Source organism: Pseudomonas sp. H3_E07 (assembly GCF_054668895.1).
In genome coordinates this window covers 4141896-4160591 of sequence record NZ_CP162795.1, presented here as the reverse complement: position 1 = coordinate 4160591, position 18696 = coordinate 4141896, and the positions used below count along the sequence as shown (strand labels likewise).

Annotated in this window: 12 protein-coding genes and 1 pseudogene; 5 read left to right on the top strand and 8 right to left on the bottom strand. The window is 59.4% G+C overall.

Annotated features, from left to right (window positions below; genetic code table 11):
• The first annotated feature begins 109 nt into the window (after positions 1-109).
• A complete protein-coding gene (locus tag AB4O08_RS19100) occupies positions 110-6028 on the top strand; it encodes a dermonecrotic toxin domain-containing protein (RefSeq protein ID WP_460114276.1) in 5919 nt (1972 codons plus the stop codon).
• A gap of 14 nt (positions 6029-6042) precedes the next feature.
• On the opposite strand, the gene AB4O08_RS19095 is transcribed toward AB4O08_RS19100, so the two are convergent.
• The 7 genes from AB4O08_RS19095 to acs form a co-directional block, all read right to left on the bottom strand.
• Positions 6043-7023, bottom strand: coding sequence for a GlxA family transcriptional regulator (locus AB4O08_RS19095; RefSeq protein ID WP_045791708.1), 981 nt, complete (start codon positions 7021-7023; stop codon positions 6043-6045).
• A 246-nt stretch (positions 7024-7269) separates the two neighbouring features.
• Entirely contained in the window at positions 7270-8034 is a 765-nt protein-coding gene (locus AB4O08_RS19090) for an ABC transporter ATP-binding protein (RefSeq protein ID WP_021491463.1), read from the bottom strand.
• A 27-nt stretch (positions 8035-8061) separates the two neighbouring features.
• Positions 8062-9174, bottom strand: a complete 1113-nt coding sequence (locus AB4O08_RS19085; protein ID WP_021491462.1) for a succinylglutamate desuccinylase/aspartoacylase family protein — start codon at positions 9172-9174, stop codon at positions 8062-8064.
• 1 nt (position 9175) lies between these two features.
• On the bottom strand, positions 9176-9874 hold the full coding sequence (locus AB4O08_RS19080; protein WP_010208307.1) for an ABC transporter permease: 699 nt from the start codon (positions 9872-9874) through the stop codon (positions 9176-9178).
• Positions 9871-10560 (bottom strand): ABC transporter permease, encoded by a 690-nt coding sequence (locus AB4O08_RS19075; RefSeq protein WP_010208305.1) that lies wholly within the window; start codon positions 10558-10560, stop codon positions 9871-9873. Before AB4O08_RS19075 ends, AB4O08_RS19080 begins: the two co-directional genes overlap by 4 nt.
• 91 nt (positions 10561-10651) lie before the next feature.
• Positions 10652-11437, bottom strand: a complete 786-nt coding sequence (locus tag AB4O08_RS19070) for an ABC transporter substrate-binding protein (RefSeq protein ID WP_010208303.1) — start codon at positions 11435-11437, stop codon at positions 10652-10654.
• A gap of 695 nt (positions 11438-12132) precedes the next feature.
• On the bottom strand, positions 12133-14088 hold the full coding sequence (acs, locus tag AB4O08_RS19065; protein WP_010208301.1) for an acetate--CoA ligase: 1956 nt from the start codon (positions 14086-14088) through the stop codon (positions 12133-12135).
• Between the two features lie 396 nt (positions 14089-14484).
• Between acs and AB4O08_RS19060 the strand changes: the two genes are divergently transcribed.
• From AB4O08_RS19060 to AB4O08_RS19045, 4 genes and pseudogenes are all read left to right on the top strand, one after another.
• Entirely contained in the window at positions 14485-14754 is a 270-nt protein-coding gene (locus AB4O08_RS19060; protein WP_021491461.1) for a DUF2790 domain-containing protein, read from the top strand.
• Positions 14755-15238: 484 nt separating this feature from the next.
• Positions 15239-16489: a ribonucleotide-diphosphate reductase subunit beta gene (locus tag AB4O08_RS19055; protein WP_044287739.1), complete on the top strand. Its 1251-nt coding sequence runs from the start codon at positions 15239-15241 to the stop codon at positions 16487-16489.
• 62 nt (positions 16490-16551) lie between these two features.
• Positions 16552-16725, top strand: a pseudogene (locus AB4O08_RS19050) (HNH endonuclease); the annotation flags it as partial.
• 72 nt (positions 16726-16797) lie between these two features.
• On the top strand, positions 16798-17439 hold the full coding sequence (locus AB4O08_RS19045) for an HAD-IB family hydrolase (RefSeq protein WP_021491294.1): 642 nt from the start codon (positions 16798-16800) through the stop codon (positions 17437-17439).
• A 251-nt stretch (positions 17440-17690) separates the two neighbouring features.
• Here AB4O08_RS19045 and AB4O08_RS19040 read toward each other — a convergent pair whose 3' ends face one another.
• Positions 17691-18650, bottom strand: a complete 960-nt coding sequence (locus tag AB4O08_RS19040) for a LysR family transcriptional regulator (protein ID WP_154846700.1) — start codon at positions 18648-18650, stop codon at positions 17691-17693.
• Positions 18651-18696: the final 46 nt, after the last annotated feature.

Sequence of the window (18696 nt, the reverse complement as noted above, 5' to 3'; positions counted from 1 at the left end):
GGGCAGGATAGCGGCAATGTAATCGGCAGCCGGCTATCTATCTACCTCCGGCCGACTGGCCGAAATTGTTCTGCTACTGCGCCTGTTCATCACGCAAAGGCGTATTCCAGTGACCTCACCCATTCAGCTCCCGGACGTGTCGGCATATCGCGACCTGCACCAGGATATCCTCATGCAAGCCGTGCCCGCGTGGCTGCCCACCCTTTCCTCGGCCAAGCGCACAGCGCTGAACAACGTTAAGCCAAGCATTCCGCTGTGGTACAAAACCGCGTCCCCCGACGCTCATGACACCCTGAAAAACCGAGTGAGTCGTGCCTGGGAGGCACAATCCAAGGTGGATCAGGCCATGGGCACCCTGAAATCGCCGCAGGCATTCGGGGCGCCCCTGCTCGCGCAGTTACTCAAACGGCGCTTTGGCATCGAACGTGACGTCGAGACCACGTATCTGCGCCTTTATATTCCCCTGACGATCCCATGGTTCTCGGTGCGCTCAGGCGCGGCAAGAACCTGGACTGTGTCATTGCTGGACGCGGCCCTGCACAACTTCGAAGCCGGCGAGGTATTTGAAGCGTCATCCGGCTTCATCACCAAGCCCACCAGCACCGGCCAATTCGACACGCTGACTGCGCTCGACACACGCATCACGGTGGCGCAGTTCACCGCTTTGTGCCGCGAGCTGGACATCGGCGCCAAGTACCAGCGCTACCTTGAGCAGTTCTTTGACTTCAACAACCCGCTGGCCATGGCCAGCCTGCAATTGAAGCTCAAGCACAGCCAGGCAGCAGACTTGAACGTCGCGCTGCAAATGGCCTGGATGAAAGGCGATCTGCACGATGATCAGTCCGTCACACGGTTGCAGCGCCTGCTCAACACCGACGACAACCCAAGCACCTGCTACCCACTGCAGTGCTACAACCTGAGCATCATGTCGACGGCGCTCACCGGCATCGTGCTGTTTGCCGAGAACATCGGCAGCCGGCATCCCGTAGGCGTTATCGCCTATATCCCCGATGACCCTTACGCACCGCTCAAGCAGTACCCCACTCTTGTCGACTTCATGACCGCCCTAGGCAACAACCTGCGCAGCGCCGAGTATCAACAATTCTTCAGCCGTTTCATCAGCCACGAAGAACGCGGCCTCTTCTTCGCCGACCTCAACCGCAGGCTGTCCAAGGTCACCTGGCACCCGCACACCCGCGGCGATCCACTGCCGTCCTGGCGCGAGACACCCATCGACCAGCCGCACCTGGCATTCCGCGCCACTGCGATCAGTGGGGATCTGTTCACCCACTTGTTTCAGACAAAACTCAGCAAGGTGTTCAGCGATGCCCGCGCCATCGCGGTGTCCACCGCCAGCGTCGACCAGCGAGTACGCTGGGAGCGCTGGGCCATCGTGCAGAAAGTCGCCTCGGCGATCCTGCAAATCGCGGCGCTCATCGTCGCCCCGTTTGTGCCGCCCGTGGGTTTGCTGATGCTTGGCTACAGCGCCTACCAAATGCTGGACGAGGCCTTCGAATGGGTCATTGACTGGGCGGTGGGCGACGTGACCGAGGCGTTCGCACATTTGCTGTCATTCGTAGAGCAAGGGATACAACTGGGCCTGTTCATCGCGGGTGCGCCCATTGCCGCGAGCACCCTGCGCACGCTGTTGCCCGCGGATGCCATAAAGTTTTTCGACAGTTTCAAGCCTGTCGCTCTACCCAATGGCAAGACGCGGCTCTGGAAACCCGACCTCGCGCCCTACGCCCACGACCTCCGACTGGCGAGCCACTCCTACCCAAACGCCCAAGGGCTGCATGCCTACAACGGTAAAAACATCCTGCTGCTCGCGGACAAACCTTTCATGGTCGAGACCGATCCCGTCACCCAGCAGCGCTACCTGCAACATCCCACCCGGAGCAACGCCTACCGCCCACCCCTGTTGAGCAACGACAAGGGCGCCTGGCTAAACGAGCTGGACACGCCGCTAAGCTGGGACAGCACCACCCTCATGAAACGTCAAGGCCCTAAAACCGCCGGGCTCAGTGATGAGCAGTTGGTCGCTGCTCGTCGTATCAGCGGCACCCGCGAAGGTGCGCTGCGCAAGATGTACGTCAACCAGCATCAGCCGCCCCCCTTGCTGACCGACACCGTTGATCGCTTCCGGATCGACCAGGCGTTGCAGGACTTCATCGATCAAATGAACAGCGATGATCCGGCGATTTACCGACGGGCCGATGCGCAGTCCCAACTGCACCTGCTGGCCAACCTGGAGCTTTGGCCAAAAGCCAAGACCCTGCGTTTCCTTGACTCAAACGGCAGAACCGCCTGGGAGCTGCCCGGCGAAAAAAACGCCAGTGTGGTGCAGATACACGAAGCCCAGCTGAAACAAGATGTCGTGCTGGAAACGCTGCTGGAGGCCCTGGATGAGCCCCAACGCAAAACCTTGCTGGGGGAAGCATTCGGCGACCCGGTCACCTCCCTGAAAAATCGCGCGCTTAAACTCAGAAAAAAACTGGCCGGGCGGGCCCAATTGCATCGAGCTGAATTGTTCAACACCCGCTACCAACAGCTGGAGCGCCCTATCACCCCTCGCCAACAGGCCATGATAGACAACACACCCGGATTGCCGCTCACCGCAGCCGACGCCCTGCTGGACACCGCCAACAGCCAGGAACTCAAGGCCGTTGACGAAGGCAAGATCCCCGCGCGCTTGAGCGAGTTGGCCCAATCGCTGCGGGACGAAGCCAGGGTGAACCATGCCTACGACGGTTTGTACCTCGACTCGACGGAGACCCTCGACACCCACCGACTGGCCTTGCACTCCCTGGAGAAATTGCCTGGCTGGGCAGGAAAAAAGCTGCGCATTGAGATCAGAAGCCCCACGCCCGAGGCCGCCCTCCTGGATGCCATCGGCAAACCGAAGGCACGCATCAAACGAACCCTGGTCCGTTCGCCCGACGGGCGTTACACCCCGCAAGACGACAGCGGCGAACTGTCCGGCGCGACCGACCTGTACAACGCGGTGCTGCAGGCCCTCCCCGATGCCGAGCGCAACGCCCTGGGCTTGCACATCGGCCAAGGCCCCGCTTTAAGGCTGGCCCTGCGCACCCATGCCCTGAAACGCGCGCCGTTGCGTACGCTGATCACCGCCGAACCCACACGCGCGCCCACCGACACCCGCACCCACCTGCGCCTGCTGGGCTTGGACAACTACCCGCCGGCACCGGCCGAACAGCCCGACCTGCAGGCGTTGGCACGAGAACTGTATCCAGCCCACACCGATGAACAGATCGGCGAGATGATCCAAACGCTGGAGCGCCGTCCGGGCGGAGCCTTTGCGACATTAACGGCCCTGCGCCAGGAGTTTCAGCATCTGAATCGTGCCCTGGCCGACTGGGCCGCCCGCCCCCCGCACAGCTATCCGGGCACCGAGGTGAGCATGGGCCGTCAGGAATACAGTGACATGCGGCAAAACCGCATCCTTTTCTGGCGTGAACTCTTACGCGCCTGGCGCCGGGAAACCGAGACAGACGCCTACTTCGAGCATCCCAGCCAAAACGGTCAAACACTCAAATCGCACGCCATTTTGTATGGAGAGCTACCGGCGCTGCCGGCCAATTTCGAGCATATTTCCTACCTTGAACTCAGTGGCAACCAGTCTGCACTGACTAATATCGATGTTTTTTTGCGCAGCTTTCCGAACATTCGCCACCTCAGCATCACCCATGCCCAACTGGGTCAGCTGCCAGCCACTCTCAGCGCAATGCCGCGCCTCAACACGTTGATCCTTAGCAACTGCGGCATCACCCTGACACCCGATAGCCTGAATACCCTGACAGCCATGAATAGACTTCGAACCCTGGACCTGTACAGCAACCCGCTGGGATTGTCTCCGAGCGTTGAACGCATGATTGATCTGCGCGCTCTGGACCTGTCCGAGACCGGCATTTCCAACCTCCCTGCCGGGCTGCTCAGTCGAGCATCGCTGGAGCTGGCGGTGCTGTCCAGAAACCGGATCACACAGTTGCCTTCCGCGCTGTTCGACCTGCCCGCCGACACCTCGGCCACCTTCGACCTCTCGGGCAATCCCCTGTCGCGAGCGACCTTGGAGCAGGTAAAAAGTTATTACCAACGAACAGGCCGCTATTGGGAAGTCGATGCCCTGGCAATCGATATTCAGCGCGTCAACACGCTCTTCCCCGACTTTAGCGTGAACGAAGTCAACCGCTTTCTCTTTGGCCTGCCCGGCACGATTGAAATAGGTCAGATCGAACTGGCACGGCTGGAAGTCGAATATGCCAACCTGTCCGACGGGCTTGATACATGGGCACGACAGGTCCCCGCACCGGAGGAGCAAGCCCGGCGAGTGGATTTCAAAGAGGAACTCCAAGCGTGCTGGCGCCGAGAAGGTGCATTGGATACGAGCGGCCCACAGGCCATTTCCACGTTCACCGTGGAAAGCCCGCAGCCTGTGACTGGCACCTTCCCGTCACTCGACAGCGGCGTGTTCAGGCACGTGTCTTCATTGCACCTGAAGGGCGCGCAGGGTCCATTCCCGTTGCAGTCGCCGCTTTTTTTCAGAGGATTCCCGACCCTTAACCACTTATTCATCGAGGGGTATGTAATGGGCGATATCCCTGCTTCGGTATGGGACCTGCCGCAACTGTCATCCTTGCGCCTGCCCCGTTGCGCGCTCACCTTATCAACCGAGAGTACCGCCTCACTCACCACGCTGAGCGAGCTGGCAACACTGGACTTGAGCCATAACACCGCTCTGGGGCAACTGCCGGATTTCAGCGCGCTCCCCAGACTTACCAGCATCGAACTTGAAGACACCGGCTTGACGGCAATCCCCGACGGCCTGCTGAAGGCCGTGGAGCGCCAACGCGTCAACCTGAGCAACAACCTGATCACCCAGATTCCCGACAGCGCGTTCAGGCTCCCCGACTCAGTAACCGCCGTCTTCGACCTCTCCCGCAACCCGCTGAACCGCTCGGGGCTGATGCAGATCAAACGCCATTGCCAACGCACTGGCGAGCATTGGCGCGTCGATGCCCCGACGACGTCGCGAGAAAGGATCAAAGCGCTGTACCCCACCTTCACCGAACACGAAGCCAGCCGCTTCTTTTTCGAGCTGCCCGGTGACCTGGACGCGGCAGAGCCTGCCATCGAACAACTTGAAACCGAATACGCACAACTGCGCACTGACCTAGAAGAGTGGGTGGTGAATGTCCCAGAACGGCACCCCGTCGTGGACACACCATTGGATGAACAAACGCGGGCACAGGATCAGCTTAATCGCCGTGCATTCAAAACGGTGCTTGAAGCAGCCTGGCGCCGCGAAAGCGAACTGGACGACAACAATGACGACGTTCGGCCGACCCATAAGCTGACTTTTGAAATGCCGATACTGGGCGAGCTGCCCGAACTGAGCGCCCGGTTCGACCATGTGACAACACTCGACCTAGAAGGCAATGGCACCACCACCCGCATCGACGGACTGCTCAAATGCTTCCCCAAACTCAGGAGCCTGGTCATCACACGATTCAGTCTGGGCGAAATTCCCCTCACCGCACTCAGCCTGCCAGCGCTCAACGCCCTGAGCCTGACCGAGTCAGCTATCCGCTTGACACCCACCAGTGTCCACGCCCTGTCATGGATGAGCGGACTGGAGTACCTGGACCTGGGTGGCAACCGGCTGGGCCTCACGCCTGACGTCAGTCAACTGACCGAACTGGAAACGCTGTACCTGCCAGACACCGACATTACCCACCTCCCACAAGGGCTGTTCGCCTTGCACGAGTTGCGCAGCCTGGACTTGAGCGACAATTTGATCGAAGAGATTCCTGCAGACTTTCTGCAGCTGGCCACGCAGCTCGACACCGACTCAGACATCAGCGGCAACCCCTTGTCGGCATCGAGCCTGGATACGCTCAGGCACTACTACCTGCTGACCGGTGACGACTTAGCGGTGGCCGCAGCCGGGCTGGATGAGAACGGCAGTCCTTTGGTCAGGCCCCGTTCACCAGAGCCGATGGAGGAGTAAGACCCCGCAGTCGATCAACCGCGCTCGGACGGCACCGACGACAACTCAAACGGGCTGCTGCTACGGCGCTGGTTGCGGTCTTCACGAGGGGTGGCGCCGAAAAAATTACGGTAGGCGCTGGAGAAGTGCGGCCCTGAGGAAAAACCGCACGACAGGCCGATCTGGATGATCGACTTGCTGGTTTGCATCAACATCTGGCGGGCCTTGTTCAGGCGCAGCTCCAGGTAGTACTGGCTGGGGACGCGATTGAGGTACTGCTTGAAGATCCGTTCGAGTTGTCGTCGCGACACGCACACATGCTGGGCGATTTCGTCGGTCGTCAGCGGCTCTTCAATGTTGGCTTCCATCAGCAGCACGGCCTGGGTCAGCTTGGGATGGCTGGATCCCAGGCGGTTTTGCAGCGGAATGCGCTGGCGTTCGCCACCTTCACGGATGCGTTCCACCACCAACTCTTCGGAGACCGCACCGGCCAGTTCGGCGCCATGATCACGGGCCAACACTGCCAGGAGCAGGTCGAGCACCGACATGCCACCGCAGGCGGTGAGTCGATCGCGGTCCCAGTCGAACAAATGGCTGGTGGCGATGACCTTGGGGAAACGCTCGGCAAAATCGTCCTGCCAGCGCCAGTGCACGGCGGCACGATAGCCGTCGAGCAGGCCGAGCTGGGCCAGCGGGTACACACCAGCCGACAAGCCACCGATCACGCATCCGGCGCGAACCAGTTGCTTGAGGGCGGTGCTCAATGGGGAGGCGATGACCGCAGGGGGGTCGTCCGCCAGCAGGAACAGCTTCTGGAAGCCCTCCAGCTTACCGCCCCACGGCTCGCCCGGCAGTTGCCAGGCGCCCTCGGTGGACGGCTCGGCTTGCAGGAACGACAGCTCGTAGACCACGTCCGGATGCACCCGCTGGGCAACGCGCAAGGCCTCCTCAGCCAGCGCAAGCGTCAGGGCTTTTGTGCTGGGCCAAATCAGGAAACCAATTTTATGGGCGGTCATGGAGTGCTATCCGAAGCGAGTAACGTAATGAAGACAAGGGCTAATGCTAGCCCGTAAACCAACACAAATCTTTAAAGCTGATGAATATCCAAATGTCGGACCGAGCTTGCTCGCGAAGGCGGTACTTCAGCTATACATGTATCGACTGACACTCCGCTTCGCGAGCAAGCCCGCTCCCACAGGGGGCCTGGGCCAACCTGAAGACTGCCGAGCATGCACTACTTCAGTGCACAAAAGCAGTCTTGATTATTTCAGGCTGCCCGAGAGGAACTGCTGCAAGCGCTCCGATTGTGGGTTCACCAGCACTTCACGCGGGTTGCCGCGCTCTTCGACGATACCTTTGTGCAGGAACACCAGTTGGTTCGAGACTTCACGGGCAAAGCCCATTTCGTGGGTCACCACCACCATGGTGCGGCCTTCCTGGGCCAGGTCCTGCATCACCTTGAGCACTTCACCGACCAGTTCCGGGTCGAGGGCCGAGGTGGGTTCGTCGAACAGCATCACCTCCGGTTCCATCGCCAGGGCACGGGCGATGGCTACGCGCTGCTGCTCACCGCCGGACATATGGCCAGGGAACGCATCCTTACGATGGCCCACGCCGACCTTGGCCAGGTAGTGCTCGGCCTTTTCACGGGCTTCTTTCTTCGACACGCCGAGCACGTGCACGGGCGCTTCCATCACGTTTTCAATCGCGGTCATGTGCGACCACAGGTTGAAATGCTGGAACACCATGGACAAGCGCGAACGCATGCGTTGCAGTTGCTTGGGGTCGGCGGCCTTCATGGCGCCGTCCTTGTTGGTCACCAGCTTCAGCTCTTCGTTGTTGAGCAGAATCTTGCCGGCGTGGGGTTGCTCCAGCAGGTTGATGCAGCGCAAAAAGGTACTTTTGCCTGAACCGCTGGAACCGATGATGCTGATCACATCACCGGCTGCAGCAGCCAGGGACACGCCTTTGAGCACTTCATGACTGCCATAGCGTTTATGCAGGTCTTGGACTTCAAGTTTGTACATGCGGTCGGTTCTCACAGAAACAGGTGGTCAGTCGTTGAGCAAGCGCCCGTGACGCAGCGCATCGCGCCCCGCCACCTTGGCCAGCCAGAAACCCGCTTGGGCATAACGTAGCCGTTCAACGGCAAACAACACCCCCGAGGTGCCCGCGCAAAGGGTGCTGACGCGGTCCTCCAAGGGGTCAATCACTTCAAAAATCGGTTCGCCTTTTTCGACCCACTCACCCGCTTTACGCAGGTAGCTGATCACGCCGGCGTGGGGCGCAAACAGTAATTCGGTGCCTTCGAAGGGCAGGCCTTCACAGGGTTCGAATTGTGGCGCGGGCCATTCGCCCTTGATCAACCCCTGCTCGGCGAGGAACGCGAGAATGCCTTCGGCGTGGAAGATCGCCTCGTCACGTCCCGTATCCGCCTGACCGCCCAATTCCAGCGTAGTCGCCAGGCAGGCCAGCGGGATCTGCGCCTCGGGGAATGCCTGGGACAGACGCAGCCACGGCAGCGAACAGGCTTCATCGAACGAGCTGCCGCCGGAGTCTTCCGCCAGCAGGCCGACTTTCACATTCAGGTGCGCCGACAGCGAACGCCACTGCGGCCAGTGCTGGGGCAATGCGTACATGTGCAGCGCGGCTTCGGCGTCGCAGTGCAGGTCGAGCACGACATCGGCGGTGCAGGCGTGGCTGAGCAGGATGCGCTGCATGCCTTGCAACTGGCTGTTCGGCTCGGGCAATGCGTTGAGCGCATCGGTCATCGCCTGGCGAATCATGCGCACGTTGGCGTGAGGATCATCCCCCAGCTTGCCCGTGAGCAACTTGGCCACCGGCTCGCTCAGCTCAACGAAATCGCGGTTGAAATTCTTGCCGCTGCCCACCTCGAAACGGCCCTGGTGGCTGCCTTGCAGCAACTGGCCCAGGCCCATCGGGTTGGCGACCGGCACCAGCTCGATCACGCCATTGAGCGCACCTTGCTGTTCCAGTTCGGTGAGGCGCTTCTTCAGCTCCCACGCGGCGCGCATCCCCGGCAACTCATCGGCGTGCAAGCTGGCCTGAATATAGGCCTTGCGTTCGCCCTGGCCGAAACGGAACACGCTCAGTTGGCGCTCGCACCCCAGGTGGCCCCAGGGCAACAGGTGATCGACACGTTCCATATCAGTGCTTCCGTGGAGCCAGGTAGCTCAGCCAGCGGCGCTCGGCCAACTTGAACAGGCGCACCAGGATGAAGGTCAGGCACAGGTAGAACACACCGGCGGTGATATAGGCTTCGAACGGCAGGTAGAACTGGGCGTTCACCGTGCGCGCGGCACCGGTGATGTCGATCAGGGTGACGATGGAGGCCAGGCTGGTGGTCTGCAGCATCATGATCACTTCGTTACTGTACTGCGGCAGCGCCCGACGCAAGGCCGATGGCAACAGGATGCGGCGGTACAGCTTATAGCGCGACATCCCCATCGCCTTGGCCGCTTCGATCTCGCCGTTGGGGGTGGCCTTGAGGCTGCCGGCAATGATCTCGGCGGTGTAGGCGCTGGTGTTGATCGCAAACGCCAGGCACGCGCAGAACGTGGCACTGGACAACAGCGGCCACAGGAAACTTTCGCGCACCGCTTCGAACTGGGCCAGGCCGTAATAGATCAGGAACAACTGCACCAGCATCGGCGTGCCACGGATCACATAGGTGTAGAGCCAGGCCGCGCCGTTGACAATCGGCTGCTTGGACACGCGCATCAAGCCCAAAGGCAAGGCAGCGAGCAAGCCGAAGAACAGCGAGATGGCGAGCAGTTTCAGGGTGGTCAGCAGGCCGCCAAGGTACAGCGGCATGGCCTCCCAGATGACGTTGTAGTCGAAGATCATAGATCAGCCGCCCTTACGCCTACCGAGTAGCGCTTCTCAAGATGACGCAAGGCCAGCAACGACACGCTGGTGATCACCAGGTACATCGCCGCCACTGCGAGGAAGAAGGTAAAAGGCTCGCGGGTGGCGTCTGCCGCCTGCTTGGCCTTGAACATCATGTCTTGCAGGCCCACCACCGAAATCAGCGCAGTGGCCTTGGTCAGTACCAGCCAGTTGTTGGTGAAGCCAGGGATCGCCAGACGGATCATCTGCGGCACCATCACCCGGAAAAACACCTGGAAACTGCTCATGCCATACGCCAGGCCGGCTTCGGCCTGACCCTTGGGAATGGCCATGAAGGCGCCACGGAAGGTTTCCGAGAGGTAGGCGCCAAAGATGAAACCCAGGGTGCCGATACCGGCGGCCAAGGGGTTCAAGTCGATATAGTCGTCGTAGCCGAGCATCGGCGCGACGCGGTTGAGCAAGTCCTGGCCGCCATAGAAAATCAGCAGGATCAGCACCAGGTCGGGGATCCCGCGGATCACCGTGGAGTACAAGTCACCCAGCCAGGCCAACCAGCGCACCGGCGACAGGCGTAACGCGACCCCGATCAGACCCAGAACAATGGCCAAGGCCATGGACGACAAGGCGAGCTGAAGCGTCAACCATGCGCCATCGAGGATGACGGCCCCGTAGCCTTTCAACATGATTCAGGTCCTCGAAAAGGGGGATGAAAAAATGGCGCAAACCTCAGGAATTCTGTTGCTTGCGCCATTTCGGACAGACAGCTGCGACGATTTACTGGGCTTCAGGGCCGTAAATGTCGAAGTTGAAGTACTTTTTCTCGATTTCTTTGTACTTGCCATTGGCACGGATCGCGGCGATGGCAGCGTTGATACGGTCCAGGTTTTCCTTGTCGCCCTTGCGTACCGCGATGCCTATGCCGTCACCGAAGTATTTGGCGTCGGTGAAGGCTGGGCCGGTGAACGCGTAGCCTTTGCCAGCCGGGGTATCGAGGAAACCTTCCTGCAGCAGGGTCGCGTCAGCCACGGTGCCGTCGAGGCGACCGGCTTCCACGTCCAGGTAGATTTCGTTCTGCGAGCTGTAAGGCACAATGGTTGCGCCTTTAGGCGCCAGGACTTCCTTGGCGAAACGATCGTGGATCGAACCGCGCTGTACGCCGATCTTCTTGCCCTTCAGTTCATCCAGGCTGTCGCTGACGGCGGTGCCTTCCTTCAATACCAGGCGCGCTGGGGTCAGGTAGTAGCGGTTGGTGAAGTCCACGGACTTCTTGCGGTCGTCAGTGATGGACATGGACGACAGGATCGCGTCGATCTTGCGCACTTTCAGCGCGGGGATCAGGCCGTCGAACTCTTGCTCGACCCAGGTGCACTTGACCTTCATCTCTTCGCACAGGGCGTTGCCGATGTCGTAGTCAAAGCCGACGATACTGCCATCGGGCGCTTTGGAGGCAAACGGAGGGTAAGCCGCTTCGATACCAATTTTCAGAGGCTTGCCTTCAGCGAAAGCCTGCATGGACAGCACGGAAAGCGCCAGGGCGCCCAACAGCACGAGTTTCTTCATCTTGGGACTCCATCGGTATAGGGCAAAACAGCAGTATGAGCCATGGCCCACGATGCGGCGTAAGGGAAACCGAATTGCGGTGCTGCGTCCCACACCAGCGACACACTGGAGACGACGAGCGAGTGATCGGCATTCTAACGACAGGCCGGAAGCCGATATTTCCTCAATGCGACAACAATTTACAGAAGCACCGAGAAAGCGGTTCCAGCTCATTGACAGCCTCTGAATTTTATGCAGAGACAAAAGACATTAAACCTGTAGATGCTGCAAGTTGCGGGCCTATTATTCGCAAACCCTTCTAGCACGGCAAGTCTGGCGTTTAATCTTATTTCTTGGAGCGTCTAAAACGCGGTTTTTCGGGGCATAGGCGTAGCCCTTTGCCTCAGGTTTGGGCGTGGGGTTACACATTTGCGTTCGACGGTAACATTCAGAAACCTCCTACGCGAGAAACCGATATTTATTGGGTTGCAGGTTATACCGGTCTTTCAGATCACTAACCGATACCTGCTCGCAGTACCCTCCCGATGTGGGAGCGGGCTTGCTCGCGAATGCGGCGGGTCAGTCAATACATCTTTGACTGATACACCGCATTCGCGAGCAAGCCCGCTCCCACAGGGATTTCAAGCGTTTGCCAGATCCCACAAAAAAACCCCACTCGGCTCACACCGAATGGGGCTCTGTCCCATCAACCCGCCTTACGCGACGTTCATGGTCTTGTGCGTTTCAATCAAATGCGCGACCACACCCGGGTCCGCCAAGGTGGAAATGTCGCCCAACCCGTCGTACTCGCCCGTGGCAATCTTGCGCAAGATACGGCGCATGATTTTCCCCGAACGCGTCTTCGGCAAGCCCGGTGCCCACTGGATCACGTCCGGCGAAGCGATCGGACCGATCTCCTTGCGCACCCAGTTTTTCAGTTCCAGGCGCAGGGCTTCATTCGGCTCTTCGCCATTTTTGAGCGTGACATACACATAGATGCCCTGGCCCTTGATGTCATGCGGTACACCCACCACCGCCGCTTCGGCGACTTTCGGGTGGGCAACCATGGCGCTTTCGATCTCGGCGGTACCCATGCGGTGGCCGGACACGTTCAACACGTCGTCCACGCGGCCGGTGATCCAGTAGTAGCCATCCTCATCACGACGCGCACCGTCACCGGTGAAGTACATGCCACGGAAGGTCTTGAAGTAGGTGTCGACGAAACGGTCATGGTCGCCGAACAGCGTCCGCGCCTGGCCTGGCCACGAATCGAGGATCACCAGGTTGCCCTCGGCAGCCCCTTCGATCAGGTTGCCCAGGTTATCCACCAACGCCGGCACCACGCCGAAGAACGGACGCGCCGCCGAACCCGGCTTAAGCGCATGGGCACCCGGCAGTGGGCTCATCATGTTGCCGCCGGTTTCGGTCTGCCACCAGGTATCGACAATCGGGCAACGGGATTGGCCGACGTTCTTGTAGTACCAGTCCCAGGCTTCCGGGTTGATCGGCTCGCCCACCGAACCCAGCAAACGCAGGCTGCTGCCATCGGCGCCTTCACAGGCAGCGGTGCCCGAAGCCATCATCGCGCGGATCGCGGTCGGTGCGGTGTAGAGGATGTTGACCTTGTGCTTGTCGACAATCTTCGCCACCCGCGTGATATCCGGGTAGTTCGGCACGCCTTCGAACAGCAGCGTGGTCGCGCCATTGGCCAGCGGGCCGTAGACGATATAGGTGTGGCCGGTGACCCAGCCGACGTCGGCGGTGCACCAGTAGATTTCACCTGGGCGGTAGTCGAACACGCGCTCATGGGTCAGGGCTGCGTACAACAGGTAGCCGCCGGTGGTGTGCTGCACGCCTTTAGGCTTGCCGGTTGAGCCAGAGGTATAAAGAATGAACAGCGCTTCTTCAGCCCCCATCTCTTTCGGCGCGCACACAGTGCCGGCCACTTTCATCAGGTCTTCGTACCAGATGTCGCGATGCTGGTTCCACTTGATGTTGCCATTGGTGCGCTTGCACACGATGACTTTCTGGATGCTGCTGGTTTCCGGGTTGGTCAGGGCGTCGTCGACGTTGGCCTTCAGCGGAATCTTCTTACCCGCGCGGATGCCTTCGTCGGCGGTGATCACTACCTTCGACTTACAGTCGATGATGCGACCGGCCAGGGCCTCCGGCGAGAAACCGCCAAACACCACGGAATGGATCGCACCGATGCGGGTACAGGCCAGCATGGCGACCACGGCTTCGGGGATCATCGGCATATAGATAGTCACCACGTCGCCGCGATGCACATCCTGACCGCGCAGGGCGTTGGCGAACTTGCAGACTTCTTCATGCAGCTCGCGGTAGGTGATGGTGCGGCTTTCGGAAGGGTCATCGCCTTCCCAGATGATCGCCGCCTGATCGCCGCGCTCGGCGAGGTGACGGTCCAGGCAGTTGTAGGAAACGTTCAGCGTGCCATCGGCGAACCACTTGATGTCGACATGGTGATCGTCGAACGAGGTCTGCTTCACCGTGGTGAAAGGCTTGATCCAGTCAAGGCGCTTGGCTTGCTCGCGCCAGAAGCCATCGGGGTTGACCACCGACTGCTGGTACATGGCCTTGTAGGTCGCCTCGTCGGTCAGCGTGTTGGCTGCTACTTCGGGGCGGACGGGGTACAGGGAAGCCGCACTCATCTTTCTTACCTCGGTGACATAGTTGTTGTTGTATGGCCCTGTTGTAGCCGGGGCCGACCTATAGAACCATTCGACGATGGTAGTAACAAGCCCCTACAAATTGCCCTGATATCGCCGTCTACACCTCTAGCCCGCGGGCTGCGGCGCTTCGCAGCTGTGTGAAAAAAGCTTTACCACGGGATTGTTACAAAAACCGCCAATAGTGTTTATCAAAAGTACGGGTATATGAATATAACCCGCAGGCCTAAAATCAACTCCGTCAACACGACACTGTGATTAACAACGCAACAGCCCCCACGAAGGCAACGTTAATCCGAACTTTCCAACCCTAAGTTACACACGTGGCCTCACAAGGGCCCCGTGACCCCACTCGCCCTGAATAAGGTATATAGAGAAATGAAAGCTTTAGTAGTTATGGCCCTCAGCAGCTTGTGCGTCACCGCCGCCCTAGCCGACGAAGCCCCGACTGACGTAGCTAGCCGCAACACCCCGATCGTTGAGGATTACACTTACAGCACCCACTTGGATGTTGCCAAAGTAGTGTCCATGAGCAGTATTCCGGAAGTGTGTGAAGTTGTACCGGTGAAGATGGAATATGAAGACTCACAAGGTCAGCGTCACATTCTTAATTACCATGTGATGGGCAATGGTTGTTCTAACGGGTAATAACCTGATTAGGTTAACCTGAATCCGATCTTATTCGCCGCAAGAAATCGTTCTTGCGGCAAAGAACCGGGCCCCTCCTCCCCTCACTGCGCCCCCTCGAAAAAAATCCTGCCGCTCGTCCCTCCGGCCAACCCCAGCAAACCCGCGCTTTGGCTTGAAAAGCAGGCTTTTTGTCTGCGATCCGTGACCATCCGCCACAACACAAAGCCGATTTTTTCCCTATAATGCGCGGGTAAATCGGGCCTGCAATATCCCTTTACACTGGGATGAAGAGCCAGACCTGAGGCCTCCCGCTGGAGCAAGCACCTACCGCTCCGCACCTCAAGCCTCACGCAGAGCACCCGTAACCCTATTCCGTTTAATGCGTGCGCTAGCTGCAACAAACGATTCCTTAAGATCCACCGCGGCCTCAGGGCCGTGTGAACACCCAACCATCCGGTTTCACACGGGCACCTTTGAGCCCTCACGCAGGAGACGACACGTCATGCTGAGCTGGGACGAATTCGACAAAGAAGAAGAAGGCGAAGTAGCCACCAAAGGCGCCAACGCCGGCCACGCCACCGAAGCCAACATGGACCGCCTCGACGGTGACGGCGCCAAAGCCGCCCTCGAAGCCCGCGCCGTCACCGCCAGTGACTCCGCCGCCATCGTGCGCGCCAAGGCCGCCCTGGACAAACTCGACGTCGCCGAAGGCCTCGCCGAGCTGGAAGGCTCCGCCGCCCGCGTCGCCGTTGACGAAAAGCGCATGATCAACTGCCGCGCCGACCTCAACCAACTTGTGCCGTTCAAGTACGACTGGGCCTGGCAGAAATACCTCGACGGCTGCGCCAACCACTGGATGCCGCAAGAGGTCAACATGACCGCCGACATCGCCCTGTGGAAAAACCCCGAAGGCCTGACCGACGACGAACGCCGCATCGTCATGCGCAACCTGGGGTTCTTCTCCACCGCCGACTCCCTGGTCGCCAACAACCTGGTCCTGGCCGTGTACCGCCTGATCACCAACCCGGAGTGCCGCCAGTACATCCTGCGCCAGGCCTTCGAAGAAGCGATCCACACCCACGCCTACCAGTACTGCATCGAATCGCTGGCCATGGATGAAGGCGAGATCTTCAACATGTACCACGAGATTCCATCGGTGGCTAAAAAAGCCGCCTGGGGCCTCAAGTACACGCGCTCGATCTCCGATCCGAAGTTCGAAACCGGCACCGTCGAGACCGACAAGGAACTGCTGCGCAACCTGGTCGCCTACTACTGCGTCCTGGAAGGCATCTTCTTCTACTGCGGCTTCACCCAGATCCTGTCCATGGGCCGCCGCAACAAAATGACCGGCGTGGCCGAGCAGTTCCAGTACATCCTGCGCGACGAGTCGATGCACTTGAACTTCGGTATCGACGTGATCAACCAGATCAAAATCGAAAACCCACACCTGTGGGATGCAGAGATGAAAGAGGAAGCGACCCAGATGATCCTGCAAGGGACTCAGCTGGAGATCGAATACGCGCGCGATACCATGCCACGCGGTGTACTGGGCATGAACGCGGCGATGATGGAGGATTACCTCAAGTTCATCGCGAACCGTCGCTTGTCGCAGATCGGTCTTAAAGAAGAGTATCCAGGGACCACTAACCCGTTCCCATGGATGAGCGAGATCATGGACTTGAAGAAGGAGAAAAACTTCTTCGAAACCCGTGTGATCGAGTACCAGACGGGTGGCGCGTTGAGCTGGGATTGATTCCTGAGCCCAGCAACCCTATGAAGCCCTGACGTGTTCAGGGCTTTTTTATGCCCGGTGAATTGCCACTTCTTGAAGCACATCCGGCTGACCACCTCGCCCAGAAGGGTTCGGATCGCACCACCAATGCTGTAGCCTTATGCCCCAATTACCATCAGCGTTGTCACCGGTCGAGTGATCGGAACGCTTTCACTGAAGCGCTTTACAGCAAAGTCGGAAGATTGGCACGGGAGTAAACTCCTGCTGTCACACCTGATGCACGCTAAAAAAATACTAGATAGGACCGAGGCCAACCCGTGAACCCAGACATGCTCGAAGCCGGCCCCGTTGACGCCAAAGTACTCTCCGTCTTTGACTTCGACGGCACCCTGACCCACCACGACAGTTTCGTGCCCTTCCTCAAGTTTGCCTTTGGTACCGGTGAGTTTTATGGCCGGATGGTCAAGCTGGCGGTGCCGGGGCTGCGCTTTTTGGTGCGGCAGATCAGCCGGGATGAGTTGAAGGCGCAGTTGATTCGCACCTTTATGACCGGGGTGGAGAAGACGTGGGTGCAACAGAAGGCCGAGGAGTATTGCCAGCGCAATTGGGCGCGGCTGATGCGCCCGGCAGGGGTGTTGTCGGTGGAGCACGAGTTGGGCTCGGGAGCGGAGGTCACGCTGTGTTCGGCGTCGCCGGCGTTGGTGTTGCAGCCGTTTGCGAATCGGCTGGGGATCAAGTTGATCGGGACTGAGCTTGAGGTGGTCGACGGGGTGTTGACCGGCAAACTCACCGGGAATAACTGCCGGTGTGAGAACAAGGTGCTGCGCCTTGAAGCGGTGTATGGAGACCTGGGGGAGTATCGGCTCCGGGCCTGGGGCGATACGCGTGGGGATAGGGAGTTGTTGGCGGCGGCGCAGGATGCGCATTTTCGGCATTTTCATTCGAAGAAGAAGCGCAAGCAGTTGCGGTGATCGCGCACTGGCATGAGATGCCAGGGGTTGAATGCCAGATTGGTGATGAAGCCCAACCTGAAAAGGTTGGGCTTTTTTGTGCCTGGTAGAAAACACTGCGCGTTAGATAGCACATTGCCTAGGCGGAAAATGTATCGATACCAATAGCGAGTTCGGCAGGTGGACCGAGGTGATCCCTTCGCAGCCTCGCTGGGGCTCGACAGCTCCCACAGTTGAGCGTCGTGAGCTTGTTGAGCGGTGTTCGGCGGAGCTTATGTCGTGGCTTTGAGGTCCACGCCCAGCGCTGTAGCGAAGGCTTTTACCAGCGGGCTTCTTGGGGCGTTGTGGCGCAGGATCAGGTTGAAGGCGGTGCTCAGGTGAACATGCTCCGGGCACAGTGCGCGCAGGCGCCCTTCCCTTACCAGCGGTGCGGCGTAATGCTGTGGCAGGAAGCCGAGGAAGCGGCCGGTCAGGATGAGAATAGCGACGGCTTCCACTTGTGAGGCCGAGGCCGACTGGCTGTCGTAGTTGACGAAGTTGGCCTTGTCGCGGTGGATCGCGTACCGATGGTTGACCACTTCGTATTGGCGCAAGACTTCCGGCGTGATGTCGCTCGCAGTGAACAGCGGATGTCCTACGGCGCAGTAGGCGTGAGCCTTTTCATCGTACAGCGGGAAGTAGTCGAATTCCTCACGGCGTTGGTACACAGGGACGATGCCGACGATCAGCCTTCCTTCCACCACACCGCGCTCAACTTCGTCCAATTGTGAGGCATGTAAGCGCAATCTAATCTTGGGCGACTCGCTGTGTAATTTTCCCAACGCGGTAATCAGCGGCGAATTAACGTCCGATACAGTGTTATCAATTACGCCGACACTAAGGTCACCAATAAGCTCGTTTTGCGCCGAACTAAGCTTGTCGCGAAAACTGTCCACCGAGGTAAATAACTCGATGGACGCCTGATACACCAACTTGCCTTCTTCGGTGAGGCCAAAGCCTTCCCTGCCGCGCGTACACAGGCGCATGCCGATGCGGATTTCAAGGTCGGAGATCTGTTTGCTGATGGCTGCCAGGCCCACATTCAGCTCGTTTTGCGCAGCGCTGAAGCCGCCGGCTTCGACAACCGCCATGAATACCCGGAGCAATTTGAAGTCCAGCCCGCTCAGTTGCAGGGGCGGTCTTGTGCCGGGTTTGGGCGGTATGTTTCCAGAAGTGGAAAGTGGGGTTTCCATAATACGCGTTGACCTCAAGTGCCATATTCAACAGGCTTTGACCCAG

Excerpts from the sequence above, each read along its gene's own strand:
- AB4O08_RS19095 (WP_045791708.1), bottom strand. The coding sequence starts at position 7,023 with ATGACCGCCCATAAAATTGGTTTCCTGATTTGGCCCAGCACAAAAGCC.
- AB4O08_RS19090 (WP_021491463.1), bottom strand. The coding sequence starts at position 8,034 with ATGTACAAACTTGAAGTCCAAGACCTGCATAAACGCTATGGCAGTCAT.
- AB4O08_RS19085 (WP_021491462.1), bottom strand. The coding sequence starts at position 9,174 with ATGGAACGTGTCGATCACCTGTTGCCCTGGGGCCACCTGGGGTGCGAG.
- AB4O08_RS19080 (WP_010208307.1), bottom strand. The coding sequence starts at position 9,874 with ATGATCTTCGACTACAACGTCATCTGGGAGGCCATGCCGCTGTACCTT.
- AB4O08_RS19075 (WP_010208305.1), bottom strand. The coding sequence starts at position 10,560 with ATGTTGAAAGGCTACGGGGCCGTCATCCTCGATGGCGCATGGTTGACG.
- AB4O08_RS19070 (WP_010208303.1), bottom strand. The coding sequence starts at position 11,437 with ATGAAGAAACTCGTGCTGTTGGGCGCCCTGGCGCTTTCCGTGCTGTCC.
- acs (WP_010208301.1), bottom strand. The coding sequence starts at position 14,088 with ATGAGTGCGGCTTCCCTGTACCCCGTCCGCCCCGAAGTAGCAGCCAAC.
- AB4O08_RS19060 (WP_021491461.1), top strand. The coding sequence starts at position 14,485 with ATGAAAGCTTTAGTAGTTATGGCCCTCAGCAGCTTGTGCGTCACCGCC.
- AB4O08_RS19055 (WP_044287739.1), top strand. The coding sequence starts at position 15,239 with ATGCTGAGCTGGGACGAATTCGACAAAGAAGAAGAAGGCGAAGTAGCC.
- AB4O08_RS19045 (WP_021491294.1), top strand. The coding sequence starts at position 16,798 with ATGCTCGAAGCCGGCCCCGTTGACGCCAAAGTACTCTCCGTCTTTGAC.
- AB4O08_RS19040 (WP_154846700.1), bottom strand. The coding sequence starts at position 18,650 with ATGGAAACCCCACTTTCCACTTCTGGAAACATACCGCCCAAACCCGGC.